The following is a 17063-nucleotide window of genomic DNA, read 5'->3' on the forward strand; positions in this document are numbered from 1 at the left end:
AGAGCTTTAACGATGACACAACCTCATTCATCTTCTACGCAGGTTCGTCATGGTGTTAGCACGCCGATTGTGATTGTTGGCCATGTGGACCATGGCAAATCCACCCTGATTGGCCGTTTGTTATACGATACAGATAGCCTGCCTGATGGCCGCCTCGTCCAGATTGTCGAGAGTAGCCGTAAGCGTGGCCTTGCTGTGGAATGGAGCTTCCTGCTCGATTCCCTTCAGATTGAGCGGGACCAAGGCGTGACGGTGGATTCCACGCGCATCCCTTTCCAACTGAATGGGCGGGATTTTGTGATTGTCGATGCGCCGGGTCATCGGCAATTTTTACGGAATATGATTACCGGTGCGGCGGATGCAGAGGCTGCCGTGCTGGTGGTTGACGCAGCTGAGGGCGTGCGCGAGCAAACACGCCGCCATGCGATGTTGCTACGGCTCATCGGCATTAGTCATGTGATTGTGCTGCTTAATAAGGCTGATAGCATCAATTTTGATGAGGCAAAGCTTAAACAGGTCGAGGGCGATATTCGCCAGTTGTTAGCCCGGTTGGAGATTGATGTTAAGCAGGTCATTCCTGCTTCGGCACGGGATGGCGATAACATCGCTACCCGCTCGGAGAGGGCAGAATGGTATAAAGGCCCAACCTTGTTGGAGGCCCTAGCGCAGATTCAGCCGCCAGCCTCTCGTCATGCGCTGCCTTTGCGTATGCCTGTGCAAGATGTGTATCGTTTTGAAGGTGTGCGTTATGTCGCAGGCCGTATTGAGCGCGGCACAGTGCGGGAGGGGGACCGGCTGGTGATTGGCGGGCAAGGGCAGGAGGCCACCGTGGCGGAGGTCTGCCGTTGGCATGCCCCGCATGAGCCTGTTGCAGGTGCTGGTGAGTCCATTGCTTTGCGCTTAGAGCCTGACCTCGTACCAGACCGTGGGGATTTGCTCTTTCCTGCGGGGGATGAAGCCGCTGCCCCATTGAAAGCGGCGCGTTTGAAAACACGGCTCTTTTGGCTGCGTGGTGAACCGTTGCATGTGGGTGAAAGCTTCCGCCTACGTTTAGCCACAGCGGAATATGACGTGACGGTTGCGGCGATTGATGCGGTGGTGAATCTGGATGACCTCACCCTCAGCCCCGCTGATGAAGTTCCCTCCGATGGTTTTGCCGAGATTACGTTGGCGGTCGCACGGAATATCTTGTTCGATCCCTTTGCACCGGGGATGCCAGATGGGCGCGGTGTATTGGTGGACCGGCATCAGAAGATTGTCGGTGGGGCACCGCTTATTGGCCCAGCTGCGTTGGCAGATGGGGCGCATGCCATTCATCCTACAGCAAGCGGTGTGAGTGAGGCTGTTCGGGCAGGGTTGCGCGGGCATAAGCGTGCTGTGTTCTGGCTGACAGGTTTACCCGGTGCTGGCAAAAGCACTATCGCCCGCCATGCTGAGGAGGCTCTCAGCCATGAAGGGCTGAATGTCACAGTGTTAGATGGCGATACGGTGCGCTCCGGCTTGTGTAGCGACCTCGGCTTCTCCCCAGAGGATAGGCGGGAGAATATCCGCCGTGTCGCGCATGTGGCGCGGATTTTGGCAGAGAGTGGGCAGATTGTGTTGGTCGCTTTGGTGTCGCCTTTAGCGCAGGATCGTGCCATGGCGCGGGCGATTATCGGTGAGGATTGGCATGAGGTCTTTGTTGATACCGCACCAGAGCTTTGCCGCCAGCGTGACCCGAAGGGGCTTTATGCACAGGCTGAGGAGGGGCGGATTGCCTCCTTTACCGGTGTATCCGCTGCCTATGAGCCACCAGAGACGCCAGATGTCATTGTCCCCGGTGATGGGGATGTGGCCCGTAGCGTACAGCATTTAATAGACGCTGTGCATAAAGCCGTACGGTAAGCCGCTCAGGCCGTAAGGACTGTCTATTTAGGGAAAAGAAGCCCGGTTTTTGCCAAGGCAAAGGCCGGGACGGGAGGAGTTTACCCATTACGGTAAGCCTCTCCTTTAAGGGAGGATAGGGTGATGCAGCATTTTGCTTATGTCATCTCCGGTGCGTTAGTGGGGTTTTTAGTGGGTATGACGGGCGTTGGCGGCGGCTCCCTCATGACCCCGCTGCTTATCCTCCTTTGTGGGATTCATCCTAAAGCAGCGGTGGGGACGGACCTCATCTATGCCGCGATGACGAAGTTGTTTGGCACGTTTTTACATAGGCGATGTGGGCCGGTGCGTTGGTCTATCGTGTTGTGGATGATGTCTGGCAGCCTTCCCGGTGTGGCAGTCGCGCTCCTTTGGCTGCGGCATATAGGCTCCCCGCAAGAAATGGCGCAGGTTATTCGTGTCTCATTGGGTATTTGCTTATTAATAACCGCCCCTGCCATTCTCTTTCGTCCCACCTTAAAAGCATGGGTCTTACGGCATCAGCTTGGTGGGCCGGTGCAATCGCGGGTGCTAACAGTTGTGCTAGGTTTTGTGCTGGGCTGCATGGTGAGCCTCTCCTCCGTGGGGGCCGGGGCGATTGGTATGGCCGTGCTGGTGATGCTCTACCCCACTTTGCCACTGCGTGAACTCGTAGCCATTGATATTGCTCATGCTATCCCCCTCACACTCATTGCCGGGGCAGGCCATTGGGTGGAGGGTGATGTTATTGTGCCAACATTGTTGCTGCTTTTAAGCGGCTCCTTGCCCGGTATTTGGCTCGGCACACATTGCGCAGGCCGCTGCCCAGAGCGATGGCAACGGCTCATTTTAGGAAGCTTATTGTTATTGATTGGCGTGAAGATGATTTAACCATGAGCCGGGCTATGTCCCGGCTTTTTTCACGATAAGGGTAAGAAGCACCTTCACAAATGTTATAGTATAACATAACATTCTTCACGAAGCAGGATGCGTGCGTGAAGGAGTGGAGAGTGGCATGGCGGTAAAGCGGTGGGGCGGGGGTGTTTATGTCGCCTTGGTTGTGGGAGGGATGTTACCGCCTACAATATGGGCACAAGAGAGCCGCCAGCCTGTGCAGCGTGATGCTAATAACGCAGCAGAGGGGCAAGAGGAGGCACATCCGCTTAGTGCGCAGGAGGAGCACATCCATGTGACAGCGCGGCGGTTGGACCAAGCGCGCCAAGCTTTGCAACCTGCCATTGGGGCCACGCAGACAAGTTTCTCCCGCAAAGCTATAGAGGCCAATCCCGGCGGGGATAATGCTGCCCTTAACAGCATCCTTTTGCAGGCCCCCGGTGTTACGCAGGATAGTTATGGGCAGATTCATATCCGGGGGGATCATAATAATGTTCAATTCCGGCTGGATGGTGTGGCCTTACCAGAAGGGGTGAATGTGTTCGGGCAGGCTTTGATGACCCGCTTTGCCCATTCTATGAGCCTGACAACGGGCGTTCTGCCAGCGGAATATGGGTTTCGCCAAGCGGGGGTGATTGATATTCAAACCAAAAATGGTGTGTCGGATGAAGGCGGAACACTCTCCGGCTATGGCGGGGTGCGGGATTATGTGCAGCCTTCCCTCCAATATGGTGGGCATTGGGGCCAGTGGGATGGCTTTATCACCGCTGATATGATTCATGACCGGGTGGGGATAGAGAATACCACTCCCAGCTATAATGCGATTCACGATCTCTCACGTCAGCATCATATCCTAGGGCATGTGCGTTATACCCTCCGGCCAGAGACGCGCTTTAGTTTTACAGCGGGGATATCCAATGCGTGGTATCAGCTACCTAATAATCCCGGCCAACAACATCAATTTGCAACCCCGCTTTTTAAGGCAGATAACGTACTCTCTATGCAGGCAAACGCGCCTGATAGTAGCCATCTGGATGAGCATCAGCAGCAGATTACCGACTTCGCTATCCTTTCATGGCAAGAGGAGCATGAGACTGTTAGTGCTCAGACATCAGCCATTCTTCGCTATAGCTCTATGCGTTATTCGCCCGATTGGGTGGGGGACCTTGTTTATAACGGCATAGCGCAGCAAGCGGCGCGGTCGGTCTTTTCTAGCGGGGTGCAGAGTGATGTAACATGGCGTCTTAACCATGCTCATACGCTGCGCGGTGGGGTGCAAGCCTATGGGGAGCGGGCGGTGAGTAAAAGCAACGCCTCGGTGTATCCCTTAGCAGAGGATGGAAGCATCATCCCTCAACCGATGAATGTGCATGATTCATCAGGCAAGACCGGGGCTCTATATGGGGCGTATATTCAAGATGAGTGGAAGATTACGCGTAAGCTTACCCTCAATCTTGGTGCGCGGTTTGATGGTGTGGAGGAATATGTCCATGCTCATCAGCTTAGCCCGCGTATCTCTTTGGTGTGGACACCGTGGCGTGGTGGGCGGTTTCATGTTGGTTATGCGCGTTATTTAACCCCCCCACCTTTTGAGACCATCGGCACAACTAGCCTCAGCCGGTTTGCCAATACATCGGCCGCCCCAGCGCATTATCAAAATGACCGCGTGAAAGCAGAGCGGGATAATTATTACGATATTGGCTTTATCCAACGCCTTACCCCGCATTGGTCCATCGGGGTGGATGCTTATTGGAAGGATGCGAAAAATCTTTTGGATGAAGGGCAGTTCGGCGCGCCGGTGATTTTGACGGCCTATAATTACCGCCGGGGCCATGTGCGGGGGGTGGAGTTTACAACCGATTATGAGGCTGGGCCGTGGAGCTTATATGGCAATGTTGCCCTCTCCCGCGCGATGGGGAAGGATATTAACTCCGCACAATGGAACTTTGATGAAGATGACCTCCAATATATGCGCCATCATTGGGTGCATTTAGACCATGATCAACGTGTAACGGCCTCAGCGGGGGCGGCTTATACGGCTTTTCGTAAGACGAATCACCCTTTGCACCTTTCTGGGACGATGGTTTATGGCAGCGGGTTACGGCAGGATAAAGAGACGGCAACTGGGGACATCCCCAACGGGGCGCATGTGCCGCGCTATGTGACCTTTAACTTCGCCCTGGTACAGCATATCTGTCATATCGCTGCATTAGGGGGGCATAATATGCAGCTACGCTTGGATGTTATCAACTTGTTTGATAAGCATTATATGCTACGCGATGGCAGCGGCATTGGGGTTGGTGCCCCACAATACGGGCTGCGGCGGAGTGTGATGGGGGGAGTCTCTTTCTCCCTCTAAGGCTGGTGCAGCCATGATTGATGTACCAAGGAGTGGGGTTTCATGCGGAAGATACTCTTTACGTCTGGCATTGTGCTGGCTTTTATTGGGTATGCGTTCTTTTCCATCAGTGATGCTTGCTCCAAAGGGTTGGCAGGGGCGTTGGACCCTTTTGAGGTCGCCTTTTTTGGTGGTGTCTTTGGGTTTTTGATTGTCCCAACATTGCGGCGACCGCAGGAATCCTATAGCGCGCTGGTCCTCTCCAACCATCCATGGCTCTGGCTGTTACGAGCGGCGGCGGTGTTTGTGGCTACAGCAGCCAGTGTGGAAGCCTTTATGCTTCTACCCATGCCAGAGGCCCTCTCGCTCATGTTCCTTATGCCCTTCTTTGTGACGATTGTATCGGTCTTATTCCTTAAAGAGCAGGTGACGGGCTGGGCGTGGCTGTCTGTTCTGTTGGGGTTTGTTGGGGTGATGATTGTCCTGCGCCCCGGTATGAAGGCCCTTAATTTCGGCCATCTTTGTGCGGTCTTAGCCGCGATGTCCACCGCTGTGAGTGTGATTGCCTATCGTTTTGCGGGGAAGGAAGCGTCCCGCCTTACTTTGTTTGGCTCTAGCTTGTTTGGGCCGTTAGTGGGGGATGGGATTTTGATGGCGAAGCATTTCGTCATCCCTCATACAGTGGCGGAATGGCTATTGCTTTTTGGTTATGGCTTTTTGGCCGCTGCTGGGCAGTTGTTACTGATGTTGGCGGCCTCCATCGCCCCGGCTAACCGCGTAGCTTTGCCCCAATATAGTCAGATGGCTTGGATTGTGGCCTTTAGTTATTTCATCTTCCATCAACCTGTTGATGTGTGGGATGGGATTGGGATTCTGGTCGTTACCTTCTCTGGCATGCTGAATTGGTTGCGGCAGAAGATTCGCTTTGAGAAGATGATTCATCGTGGCTGGTGGTGGAAGCGTAAACCCTCCCCAGAGGTCATTGCGGCTACCCCAGCAGCAGTTATCACCCCGCCATTGCCGGAAACGCCTCATGAGTGATGGAGGAATAGTTATCTAGGAATTGTTGGGCGTTTCTGTTTTGTGATGATAGTTGGTTGTGCAGAGATATTAGGTTGATGCGAGAGTGCTTGTGGACTGTTGCTTTGACTGTGTTGGTAATCATCGTGATATAGATCTAAATCCCCAAAGCGGGTGAACTCCCCTTCAAAATAGAGGGGGATGGTGCCTGTGGGGCCGTGGCGTTGCTTTTCCAAAATAAGCTCGGCTTTATTATGGACAAGCGACATTTTGCGCTGCCATTCCTCAAGCGCAAGCTGGTACTTCTCCGGGCTGGAATAAGTGGAATCTTTAGGTTTGCGCTGTTGGAGGTAATATTCCTCACGATAGACAAACATCACCGCATCCGCATCTTGCTCAATCGAGCCTGATTCACGCAGGTCGGAGAGCATGGGGCGTTTATCATCGCGTGATTCCACTTGGCGAGATAGCTGGGAGAGCGCAATCACGGGGACGTCTAGCTCTTTTGCGATGGCTTTAAGCCCTTGTGTAATCATGGAGATTTCCAGCACGCGGCTATCGGGCCGTGTCCCAATGGCAGGGCGCATGAGCTGGAGATAATCCACCACCACAAGGCTTAGCCCGTGTGTTCGCGCAAGGCGGCGGCAGCGCGTCCGCATAGCGGAGAGGGAGATGGCCGGTGTATCGTCAATATGCAGCGGTAGGCGTTGTAGCTCCGTTGCGACACGGACAAAGCGGTCAAAATCCTTCGAGCCAATATCGCCACGGCGGATGCGCTCGCCCGAAACCTCTGCTTGCTCGGAGAGGATACGCGTGGCTAATTGCTCGGAGGACATTTCAAGGGAGAAAATAGCCACACTTCCGCGCGGTCTCTCAAGCCCTTCGTCTTGGGCCTCTTGCATCAGTGCGCGTGCGGCGGAGAAGGCGATTTTTGTCGCAAGGGCCGTTTTCCCCATAGCAGGCCGACCAGCGAGGATGAGCAGATCGGAGGGGTGCAACCCGCCTGTTTTTTTATCAAAATCGCGTAAGCCGGAGGTGAGGCCCACAATATCGCCCGTATGACGATAGGCTTGGTCGGCAATCTCCAGCGCACTTTTTAGGGCTTGGGAGAAAACGAGAAAGCCACCTTCTTGGCCTTTATCGGTTGCGAGATTAAAGAGGGCTTCCTCCGAGGCGGAGATTTGCTCTGGTCCGTCAAGGTCAGGGCGTGCCCCAAAGGCGTTATTGACAATATCCGTCCCAATGCCAATGAGCTGGCGGCGCACCCAGCAATCATGGATGACCTTCCCATAATCGCGCGCATTGACAATCCCCACCATGGCATTGAGCAGCTTAGCAACATACTCCGTCCCGCCCGCAGCAGCGAGGGTGGCACTGGCCTCAAAATCCCCGCGCATGGTGATGATGTCCACCCCGCCTTTGCCGCCATTACGTTCAATACGCCGGGTGATAAGCTCATAAAGATGAGCATTGACAGCATCAGCAAAATGAGAGGGGTGGAGAAAGTCCGACACGCTCTCATAGGCTTTGTTATTGGTCAGAATCGCCCCTAAGAGGGCTTGCTCTGCCTGCATATTGGCAGGGGGGACACGCTGTAAAAGGCTTTGTAACTCCCCGCCTTGGTCTGTGGTGGGGCTAGTTTGTGGAGTAGGGTTTTGGTCGCTCATGAGAGGGGTCTTACGATGCAAAGTGAGGGGCAGGTGGGTTAGTGCGGTGTGGCACCATCAAGGGCGAGGGCACAGCCTGCGAGATATAAGCTACCACAAATGAGGACACGCGCCGGGGGGCTGTGCGGGGGGGCATGGTTGGTCCGCAAATAGTGTAGGGCGGTGCGAATATCAGGCCCTGCTATAGCCTCTCCCCCCGCAGCACGGGCAGCGTTAAGAATGGTAGGGACAGGCATAGCCAAATGCTGACCCGGCTCTGCCACGGCTTGGAGTGTGGTTGCATAGGGGATGAGCGGGCGGAGAAAGCCCGTAACATCCTTGCTGTCTTTTAGCCCGACAATCAGATGGAGGGGGCGATCCTGCCAGTGGTGGAGGACTTTTGCCAAAGCCTCTCCCGCGCCGGGATTATGCCCGCCATCAAGGAGTAAGTCCCACCCGGCTGGGAGGGCGTGATGCAATGCCCCATGGAGGGGCTGTAAGCGAGCGGGCCATGTGGTTTTGGCAATGCCCGCAAAAGCATTCTGCGGCAGCGTAAGGCCCGCATGACGCAGGGCGGCAATGGCTAAGGCGGCATTATCGTATTGATGAGGGCCGTGGAGGGCTGGGTAGGGTAGTGTGAGCGTGCCTTTATCATCGTGGTAAAGCAGCCCATCACGTTGCGTTGTGAGGGTGATGTCATGCCCTAACCGATAGAGCGGGGCCTGATGGGCGGTGGCGATGTCTGTGATGGCCTGCATGACGGCATCAGTCTGTGGTGCGACAAAGACAGGCACATTTTGCTTGATAATCCCCGCTTTTTCCCGCGCGATACCGGCGAGGTCATCCCCTAAAAAGGCCTGATGGTCGAGGCTGATAGAGGTGATGATGCAAGCGCGTGCTGCGGGGATGACATTTGTTGCATCAAACCGCCCGCCAAGGCCGACTTCAAGGATGAGAAGGTCCGCAGGGATACGGGAGAAGAGCAAAAACCCCGCTGCGGTGAGGACCTCAAAGACGGTGATGGGGGCCCCGTCATTGAGCCGTTCAATCTCCTCTAAAGTCGCGATGAGGTCATCTTCTGTTACAAGCTGCCCTGCAAGGCGAAAACGCTCTGTCACGCTGAGGAGGTGCGGGCTGGTCATGACATGCACTTTTAAGCCTGCTGCTTCAGCAATGGCGCGGAGATTGGCGCATGTGCTGCCCTTACCATTTGTCCCAGCGACATGGATGGTAGGGGGTAAGTGCTGCTCTGGGTGGCCAAGGCGAGCGAGTAGCCGTTCTAGCCGCTCTAAGGAGAGATCGATGAGCTTGGGGTGGAGTTCTTGAAGGCGGCGCACCACCTCCCCCGTCCGCCCGTGGAACTCACCAGAGGGGAGGTTGGTTTGCGGGCTTGTTGCCATAATCGCCTATCCGGGTTTCTCAGAAGGGGAGGGGTCATACCCGGCCGTTTAGTCAGGAAAGGGCCGGGGCAATGGAATGTTAGGATGCTTTTTGGGCGGGAGCGTCTTTTGTGGGGCTGAGCATCCCTACGAGTCGTCCCAAAAGAGCGGGGAGTTCATCACGCGTGGCGATAAGGTCCACCATCCCATGGTCTTTGAGATATTCAGAGCGTTGGAAGCCTTCAGGCAACTCTTCACGCACTGTATCCCGAATCACACGCGGTCCTGCAAAGGCGATGAGCGCATTAGGCTCGGCAATATGGATGTCTCCCAACATGGCAAAGGAGGCCGACACCCCGCCTGTTGTGGGGTTGGTAAAGACAACAAGATAGGGCAAGCCGGCCTCGCGCAGCATCTCCACCCCGATGGTGGTGCGGGGCATTTGCATGAGGCTGACAACCCCTTCCTGCATCCGCGCCCCACCAGAGGCTGTAAAGATGATGAGCGGGGCTTTTTGCAAGATAGCGAGGCGACATGCTGCGAGGAAGGCCTCCCCTAACGCGCTGCCCATCGTCCCGGCCATGAACTCAAAAGCCATGACGGCAACAACGGCATCATGACCGCCAATTTTGCCATGTGCCACAAGGAGGGAATCCTCCAAGTTGGATTTAGAACGTGCCGTTTTGAGGCGGTCTGTATAGCGTTTGGAATCGCGAAAGTGCAGCGGGTCAGCAGGGACGGAGGGTAGCTCAATGGTGGTGTAATGGCCGTCATCAAAGGTCCATGCCATACGCTCATGCGCCCCGGCACGCATATGGTGCCCACAATGGGGGCAGACTTTCTTTTTGCGGGTAAGCTCCTTAGTGAGCATCATCTGCGAGCAAGATTCACAGTTGGTCCAGAGGTTATCTGGGACCTCCCTTTGTAGCAGGCTCCGTAATTTGGGACGGACATGTTCGGTCAGCCAGCTCATGGTATTCTGTTCACTCTCCAGCAATGGTGCATCATTAGGGCCTATAAAGGCTGGGGGACTTTATCCGGGCTTGGGAAAAGATGCCAGCTTTCTCTTTGCACAAGGTGTATTTCTACGTTTTTAGGGCGGTTTTGTTAGTCATTTGTTTGTGAAAAGAGGCATACAGGGCGGGTAAAGATACGATATAGAGGCGGTAAGGGTGCTAAACCGCTCTAAGGCTAACAGTAAAGAAGGGAGTCGGACATGCGTATGTTGATAGGGGATTATCTCATTCGCCGTTTGGCAGAGGCAGGCATTAGCCATCTTTTTGGTGTGCCGGGGGATTTTAACCTTTCCTTCTTAGAGCAGGTAGAGGCGGCTCCTTCTGTTAGCTTCGTTGGTAACTGTAATGAGCTTAACGCAGCTTACGCGGCTGATGGCTATGCCCGCACAGCAGGGCTTTGTGGGCTGGTCACCACCCTTGGGGTGGGGGACCTTGGGGCTATTAGCGGCATCGCTGGGGCTTATGCAGAGCGTGTGCCTTTTGTACATATTACGGGGATTCCCCCCCTGCATGCGGTGGAAAGTCGTGCCTTATTGCATCATACATTGGCTGATGGGGGTTATGGTAATATTGGCCGCTGCATGGCTGAATATACAGTCGCACAAGCACGCCTCACCCCAGCTAATGCTGTGGAGGAGATTGATCGTGTCCTCCAAGCCTGTTGGCGGGAGCGGCGGCCTGTCCATCTTCAACTTCCTTCGGACATTACCCATTTAAGCATTGAGGTGCCCGATGCACCGCTTGTCTTGGAGGATTCACAAGGCGATGCGGAGCAAGTGGCCCTCGCAGCTGAGCATATTGCCACACGCCTTGCCGCAGCGCGTCATCCTGTTATGATTCTTGATGCTGATGTGGATCGTTTCGGCACGGCCTCCTTGGTGGCAGACTTAGCCGAACGAGGCGTCATTGCTTGTGTGGCCACGGCCCCTGCCAAAGCTGTGTTGGATGAGACCGCCCCTTATTATCTAGGTGGGTATGTGGGGGCTGCGAGTCGTCCTGATATAAGGGAGCTTGTCAGTCAGTCCGATTGTGTGATTGGCCTTGGGCTACGCTTTACCGAGATTAATACGGGCTTTTTTACGCAGAAGATTCGGCCAGAGGCTTTTATTAATATCCTAGCCCATGAGGTAAGCCTTGCTGGGCGGTCTATCCCTGCTGCACCGATGGCAGCGGTGTTGAAGGCTTTATTAGCAAAATTCTCCCCTAGCACACGCACATTGCCCGCGCGCCCTGCGACAGGGGCAGCGAGTGCACCCGGGCAAGGGGATGATGCCCTCACCCATGCGGCTCTTTGGCCCCGTGTGGCGGCCTTCTTGCGGGAAGGAGACGTGATTATTGGTGAGGCCGGGACAAGCAATACTGCCCTTTTGGGGACAGCCTTCCCCCAAAAGACGCGTTATATCGCCCAGCCCATATGGGGGGCGATTGGCTATACACTCCCCGCTTTATTTGGCTCTTATATGGGAAGCCCGGAACGGCGGCATATTTTGTTCATCGGGGATGGGTCCTTTCAATTAACAGTGCAGGAGCTTTCTTCCATCCTCCGTCATGGGCAGAAGCCAATCATCTTCTTGCTTAATAATAAGGGTTATACGATCGAGCGTCTCATTCTTGGGGAGCGGTCACGGTATAACGATATTGCAAATTGGCGTTATGCGGCTTTGCCTCATGACTTCGACCGTGAGGATAAAGCTCTCTCCCTCGTAGTGGAGCGTGTGAGTGAGTTAGAGGATGCGCTCAAACAAGCAGAGCAGGCCGATAAAGCTGTGTTTATTGAGCTGATTTTGCCAGAGATGGACGCGCCGGAGGCTCTCAAGAGGTTCGGCATAGCCGTGGCTGATTATGATTACGGCCCCACAGGCCCGCGCAATGCCAGCACGCAGACACACGCACAGAAAGGATGAGCCACGCTTATGTTTCACTCTGTTGAGCAATCGCCGGGAGACCCGATTCTTTCTCTTGTGGAAGATTTTAAGCGGGATAAGCGGGCGGAGAAGGTCAATCTCAGCATTGGGCTTTATTATGATGAGGCGGGGCAGGTCCCTCAATTAGCCTGCATCCGTAAAGCCTATGAGAGGTTGGCAAATACATGGGATAAGCCGGAGCTTTACCTCCCGATGGAGGGCCTCGCCTCTTATCGGCAGGCTGTGCAACATATGTTGTTCGGTGAGGAGAGCGAGGCTGTAAAAGCGGGGCGTATTGCCACAGTCCAAACTCTTGGCGGCTCTGGGGCGTTAAAAATTGGTGCGGATTTTTTGCATCGTTATTTTCCCCAAGCTGACCTATGGGTAAGCCGCCCCACATGGGAGAATCATATCGCCATCTTTGCTGGGGCGGGTTTTACAACGCATGAATATCCTTATTTCGACCCCAAAACAGGCGGGGTAGATTTTGAGGCGATGTGCGCATGTATCCGGCAGATTCCGGCTGGGGATGTGGTTTTGTTGCACCCTTGTTGCCATAACCCCACCGGTGCAGACCTTAGCGAGGCCCAATGGGATGTGCTGATTCCTTTGTTGAAGGAGCGGCGGTTAGTCCCTTTCCTCGACCTTGCTTATCAAGGGTTGGGCAGCACGTTAGAGGCAGATGTGTATGCCGCCCGGGCGATGGTGAAAGCTGGGATGACGTTTTTGCTGAGCAACTCATTCTCTAAAGTGTTTTCCCTTTATGGGGACCGGATTGGGGCTTTGTCGGTCGTCTGTCAGGATGAAGAAACGGCGGAGCGGGTGCTAAGCCAGCTAAAGGTAACGGTACGGCGTAATTATTCCAGCCCGCCAGTCCGAGGGGCGCAGCTTGTTAATATCGTGCTGAATGATAAAGAGCTGGCTCGCCTCTGGCGGGAGGAAGTCGCCGCTATGGGCGCGCGCATCCGCGCAATGCGCCAGAGCTTACATACCCAGCTTTCCACCCGTTTACCGGGGCAGGACTTCCAGTATCTTTTGGCGCAGCGCGGTATGTTTAGCATGATGAAGCTAACCCCCGCCCAAGCAGACCGTTTACGCGAGGAATATGGCGTTTACATTCTGCGGAGTGGCCGTGTTTGCATGGCCGGTCTGAATGAGCAGAACCTCCCGCCTGTGGTCAATGCCCTTGCGGCGGTTTTCTCCACCAGCGCGTAAAGTAAGTGCGTAAGGGGAAAGGGCCTCGTTAAAGAGGCCCTTTTTCAAAGGTTTTACGTTTGGATTTATGGGCCTGTTCGGGCAAGAAGGGTGGGGCGAAACGGAGCCGGATAGCGTTACCAAGAACAAACAGGCTAGAGAACGCCATGGCCCCCGCGGCGAAGGCTGGGGAGAGCATGATATGGGCCAGCGGATATAAAGCCCCGGCTGCGAGGGGAATCAGCACGATATTGTAAATAAAAGCCCAAAAGAGATTCTGCCGGATGACCTTCATGGTCGAGCGTGAGAGCGTGATGGCGTCAGGGACACTCATCAGGCTATCGCGGGTGAGGACGAGGTCAGCAGCCTCAATGGCGATGTCTGTTCCGTGGCTGATGGCAAGCCCTGTATCGGCTAAAGCGAGGGCGGGGGCATCGTTAATGCCATCTCCCACAAAGGCAACCGGCCCATGCAGCTTTTGTAGCGTCTGTATGGTAGCACCTTTCTCCTCTGGCATAACATGCGCGATGACATCTTCAATCCCTGCCTGTTGGGCGATGGAACGGGCTGTGGCTTCAATATCCCCGGTAATCATGACGGTGCGGATATGCGCGTTCTTTAGCGCGGCGATGGCTGCGGCGGCAGAGGGGCGGATAGGGTCGGCAATCGCCATTAAGGCGATGATGCGGCCTTTATAGGCCATATAAAGGGGGGATGTTCCCTTCTGGCTTAGCGTGTCAGCCAAGCGGTTTGCCTCGGCAGAATAATGACCGAGTGACTTCATATAAGCATGGTTGCCAAGATGGATGTGATGGCCTGCCTCATCTTGCGCTTCAATCCCCAACCCGGTGAGGGTGCTGACATAACGAACAGGCGGCAGCGTTACAGCCCGCTCCTCCGCGGCTTGGGTAATTGCTCGGGCTAAAGGATGGTCGGAATGTCGCTCCACAGCCGCAGCGAGGGCGAGGAGTGCTTCCTCCGTTATTGTATCATCAAGGCGGTAGATGTCCGTAAGATGAGGTTGGCCTTTGGTGAGGGTGCCTGTTTTATCAAAAGCAACAAGGCGTGTATGGCCGAGGGATTGCAGGGCCTCGCCTTTGCGAAAGAGGATGCCTATCTCCGCGCCTTTACCCGTTGCCACCATGATGGCTGTAGGGGTCGCAAGCCCCATCGCGCAAGGGCAAGCGGCAATGAGGACGGCAATAGCGTTGGTAAGAGCATAGATAAAGGAGGGGGCAGGCCCTATGATGAGCCATAATAGGAAGGTCAGCCCAGCAATGGCGATAATAACGGGCACAAACCAGAGAATGACCTTATCCACTAAGGATTGAATAGGGAGTTTGCTGCCCTGTGCATGCTCCACCATGCTGATGATGCGCGCCAGAACAGTATCAGCCCCCGTGGCTGTGGCCTGAATGGTCAATGCGCCTTCTTGGTTTAGCGTCCCCCCAATGATGGTCTCACCCACACCGCGTGGGGTGGGGAGGGCCTCGCCTGTCAGCATGGATTCATCAAGATGGCTTTTGCCTTCCAAAATGACGCCATCCAGCGGTACGCGTTCCCCGGGGCGGATGAGGAGCTGATCTCCCGGCTTTATCTGCGCGATGGGGACATCATGCCCCCCTCCATTATGGAGGAGATGTGCCTCTTGGGGTTGGAGGCAGATGAGTTTTTCTAACGCGGCGGAGGTACGGCCTTTCGCGCGGGCCTCTAACATACGGCCAAGCAGGACGAGCGTGATGATGCCTAAAATAGTATCAAAATAGAGATGCTGTGTTTCTGCGGGTAATAAGGCAGAGGCAAAGACAACAAGGCTGGAATAAAGATAAGCTGCCCCCGTACCGAGGGCAACGAGGGTGTTCATCGTTGGGGTGCGGTGGAGCAGCGCGGGGAGGCCGGCCCGATAAAATTGTCGCCCCGGCCCGATGAGGGCGAGTGTCGCAAACACCCATTGCAGCCAAGGCCGCCATCCTACAGGGATAATGCCAAAGCCGTGGCCCATACCCATAAATAAGATGAGCAACCAAAGGATGACCGCATGTAATAAATCGTGTCGGAGCGCGCGCGTTTGGGCCTCACGATGTGTTTTGCGGTCTTGTATTGTACGATGCGCCTCTTGTTGGATGAGCGGTGCCGCCCCAAACCCAACAGTCTTGACGGCCCCGATGAGAGCCTCCTGAGAGGCTGTGCCTGTAATCTGAGCCTGCTGAGTTGCAAGATTTACATGAGCATCCGTTACGCCCGGTACAGCTTTTAAGGCTTTCTCCACCCGTGCGGAGCAGGATGCGCAGCTCATACCCTCGATAAGAAGTGTGCGTGATGATGGGGAGGATGTAGGCACGCAGGGCCTCCTAAGAGAGAGGACGTTTGTAATATTATATTTATGATAGGGCTTTGCAGGGGGTAGCAAAAGCCTTTCTTTTAGGGAGGGGCAGAAGTGGCACGGCCCTTAGTACGACATATGCAGAAAAAAGAACTCTCCCATGAGGGCAGGCCCCCTTATTCTTTATGATGAGGGTGTTATGTTTACCGAATGTCAGTATTTTTCTGACGGAACTATAAGTTTCAATCTGTCTATCAGCTCCTTTTAAGAGAGGGGCGGAGCAGTGTTGAAGGAGGGGAAACCCATGGCAGACGCTCTTAATGTCGATGCGCTTAAAACAAAAGCAGAGCAGACCCTTAACAAGGCTGGGAATGCTGTTGATACAGACGCGCTAAAAGCTAAAGCACATGAGCAAGCACGTCAGGCACAGCATGCTTTTAATGAGCTGAATAACGAGTTGAAGCAGCCTAAAGGCCGTTGCCAATGTGTTGGCCATACGCTGCTTTGGGGCGGTATCATCGTTGCTGCTCTAGCAGGCCTTTGCGCCATCGGCCGCTGGCTGAAGAAGTAAGCTTATATCATCACGCTTTGCTATAGATAAAGCATGATGCCCCCGGCCTTCCTACAGGCCGGGGTTTTTTGTGGCCTATCCCCGCACGGCCTTTGCTAGGGAGCGGATTTTCTCCAAAGCGGTGGGGAGGCTTGCTGCGGTGGCGCGGCCTTGCTCATCATAGGTGGCGGCCATCTCTTTGATAATGGCGGAGGCCACAACGGCCCCATTGCTAATGCGCGAGGCTGTGCGGGCTTGCTCAGGCGTGGTGATGCCAAAGCCTGCCACAATAGGGAGGTCCGTTGCGCCGCGGAGGCGTGTCATCGCGGCCTTTAGCTGCTCCTCTGTAGCACTGCGCGTGCCGGTAATGCCGGTGATGCTCACATAATATACAAAGCCGCTGGCGTCTTTCAGAATGGTTTTGAGCCGCTCATCAGGCGTTGTAGGGGCCGTGAGGGTGATGATGTCCAGCCCTTCCGCCTTGGCATAGGGGGCGAGCTCTTCAACTTCTTCAGGGGGTAAATCTACGATGATAAGCCCATCCACACCGGCTTGACGCGCGTCTTTGCAAAAACGCTCTACCCCGTAATGGTTGATGGGATTGTAATAGCCCATGAGAATAATGGGCGTATGGTCATCACCTTGGCGGAATTGGTGGATAAGCTCCAACACACCCTTGAGAGTCGCACCAGCTTTAAGGCCACGTTGGGCGGCGAGTTGGATGGTTGGGCCATCTGCCGAAGGGTCGGAGAATGGCACGCCAACTTCGATGAGGTCAGCCCCGGCTTCGGGCATTTGGCGCAGCAGGGCAAGGGAGGTTTCGTAATCAGGGTCGAACGCTTCTAGATAGGGGAGTAAGGCCCCGCGTCCTTCTGCTTTTAGGCGGTCAAAACAGGCTTTGATGCGGCTCATAATGGC

11 protein-coding genes and 1 pseudogene are annotated in these 17063 nt (G+C 54.9%); 7 read left to right on the plus strand and 5 right to left on the minus strand.

Translation table 11 applies throughout. The features are described 5' to 3' along the window. Window positions 1-12: 12 nt before the first annotated feature. The 4 genes from cysC (at window position 13) to GM556_RS00615 (ending at window position 6154) form a co-directional block, all read left to right on the plus strand. A complete protein-coding gene (gene cysC, locus GM556_RS00600; RefSeq protein WP_155578953.1) occupies window positions 13-1884 on the plus strand; it encodes an adenylyl-sulfate kinase in 1872 nt (623 codons plus the stop codon). 123 nt (window positions 1885-2007) lie between these two features. Beyond that, window positions 2008-2772 carry a sulfite exporter TauE/SafE family protein gene (locus tag GM556_RS00605; RefSeq protein WP_099026453.1) on the plus strand — a complete coding sequence of 255 codons (765 nt, stop codon included), beginning with the start codon at window positions 2008-2010 and terminating at the stop codon, window positions 2770-2772. A gap of 124 nt (window positions 2773-2896) precedes the next feature. Further along, window positions 2897-5134, plus strand: a complete 2238-nt coding sequence (locus tag GM556_RS00610; protein WP_196424745.1) for a TonB-dependent receptor — start codon at window positions 2897-2899, stop codon at window positions 5132-5134. Between the two features lie 42 nt (window positions 5135-5176). Next, window positions 5177-6154, plus strand: coding sequence for a DMT family transporter (locus GM556_RS00615; protein WP_155578954.1), 978 nt, complete (start codon window positions 5177-5179; stop codon window positions 6152-6154). Between the two features lie 122 nt (window positions 6155-6276). On the opposite strand, the pseudogene GM556_RS00620 reads toward GM556_RS00615, so the two are convergent. The 3 genes and pseudogenes from GM556_RS00620 to accD form a co-directional block, all read right to left on the minus strand. Continuing rightward, window positions 6277-7800: pseudogene (locus GM556_RS00620) on the minus strand (replicative DNA helicase); the annotation flags it as partial. Between the two features lie 38 nt (window positions 7801-7838). Further along, window positions 7839-9179, minus strand: coding sequence for a folylpolyglutamate synthase/dihydrofolate synthase family protein (locus GM556_RS00625; protein WP_155578956.1), 1341 nt, complete (start codon window positions 9177-9179; stop codon window positions 7839-7841). A gap of 79 nt (window positions 9180-9258) precedes the next feature. Continuing rightward, window positions 9259-10131 (minus strand): acetyl-CoA carboxylase, carboxyltransferase subunit beta, encoded by an 873-nt coding sequence (gene accD, locus GM556_RS00630; protein WP_099026449.1) that lies wholly within the window; start codon window positions 10129-10131, stop codon window positions 9259-9261. A 243-nt stretch (window positions 10132-10374) separates the two neighbouring features. Here accD and GM556_RS00635 point away from each other — a divergent pair, with 243 nt between their 5' ends. Next, window positions 10375-12078: an alpha-keto acid decarboxylase family protein gene (locus GM556_RS00635; protein WP_155578957.1), complete on the plus strand. Its 1704-nt coding sequence runs from the start codon at window positions 10375-10377 to the stop codon at window positions 12076-12078. A 9-nt stretch (window positions 12079-12087) separates the two neighbouring features. Continuing rightward, window positions 12088-13293, plus strand: coding sequence for an amino acid aminotransferase (locus tag GM556_RS00640; RefSeq protein ID WP_155572656.1), 1206 nt, complete (start codon window positions 12088-12090; stop codon window positions 13291-13293). 28 nt (window positions 13294-13321) lie between these two features. Here the strand turns inward: GM556_RS00640 and GM556_RS00645 are convergent, their stop codons facing one another. After that, window positions 13322-15613: a heavy metal translocating P-type ATPase gene (locus tag GM556_RS00645; RefSeq protein WP_370513559.1), complete on the minus strand. Its 2292-nt coding sequence runs from the start codon at window positions 15611-15613 to the stop codon at window positions 13322-13324. A 286-nt stretch (window positions 15614-15899) separates the two neighbouring features. On the opposite strand from GM556_RS00645, the gene GM556_RS00650 reads away from it, so the two are divergent. After that, window positions 15900-16166, plus strand: a complete 267-nt coding sequence (locus GM556_RS00650) for a hypothetical protein (RefSeq protein WP_099026445.1) — start codon at window positions 15900-15902, stop codon at window positions 16164-16166. Between the two features lie 75 nt (window positions 16167-16241). Here the strand turns inward: GM556_RS00650 and trpA are convergent, their stop codons facing one another. Then, a complete protein-coding gene (trpA, locus tag GM556_RS00655) occupies window positions 16242-17057 on the minus strand; it encodes a tryptophan synthase subunit alpha (RefSeq protein ID WP_155578958.1) in 816 nt (271 codons plus the stop codon). Window positions 17058-17063 lie beyond the last annotated feature (6 nt).

The organism is Bombella sp. ESL0378 (genome assembly GCF_009725845.1).
Classification (GTDB): Bacteria; Pseudomonadota; Alphaproteobacteria; order Acetobacterales; family Acetobacteraceae; genus Bombella; species Bombella pollinis.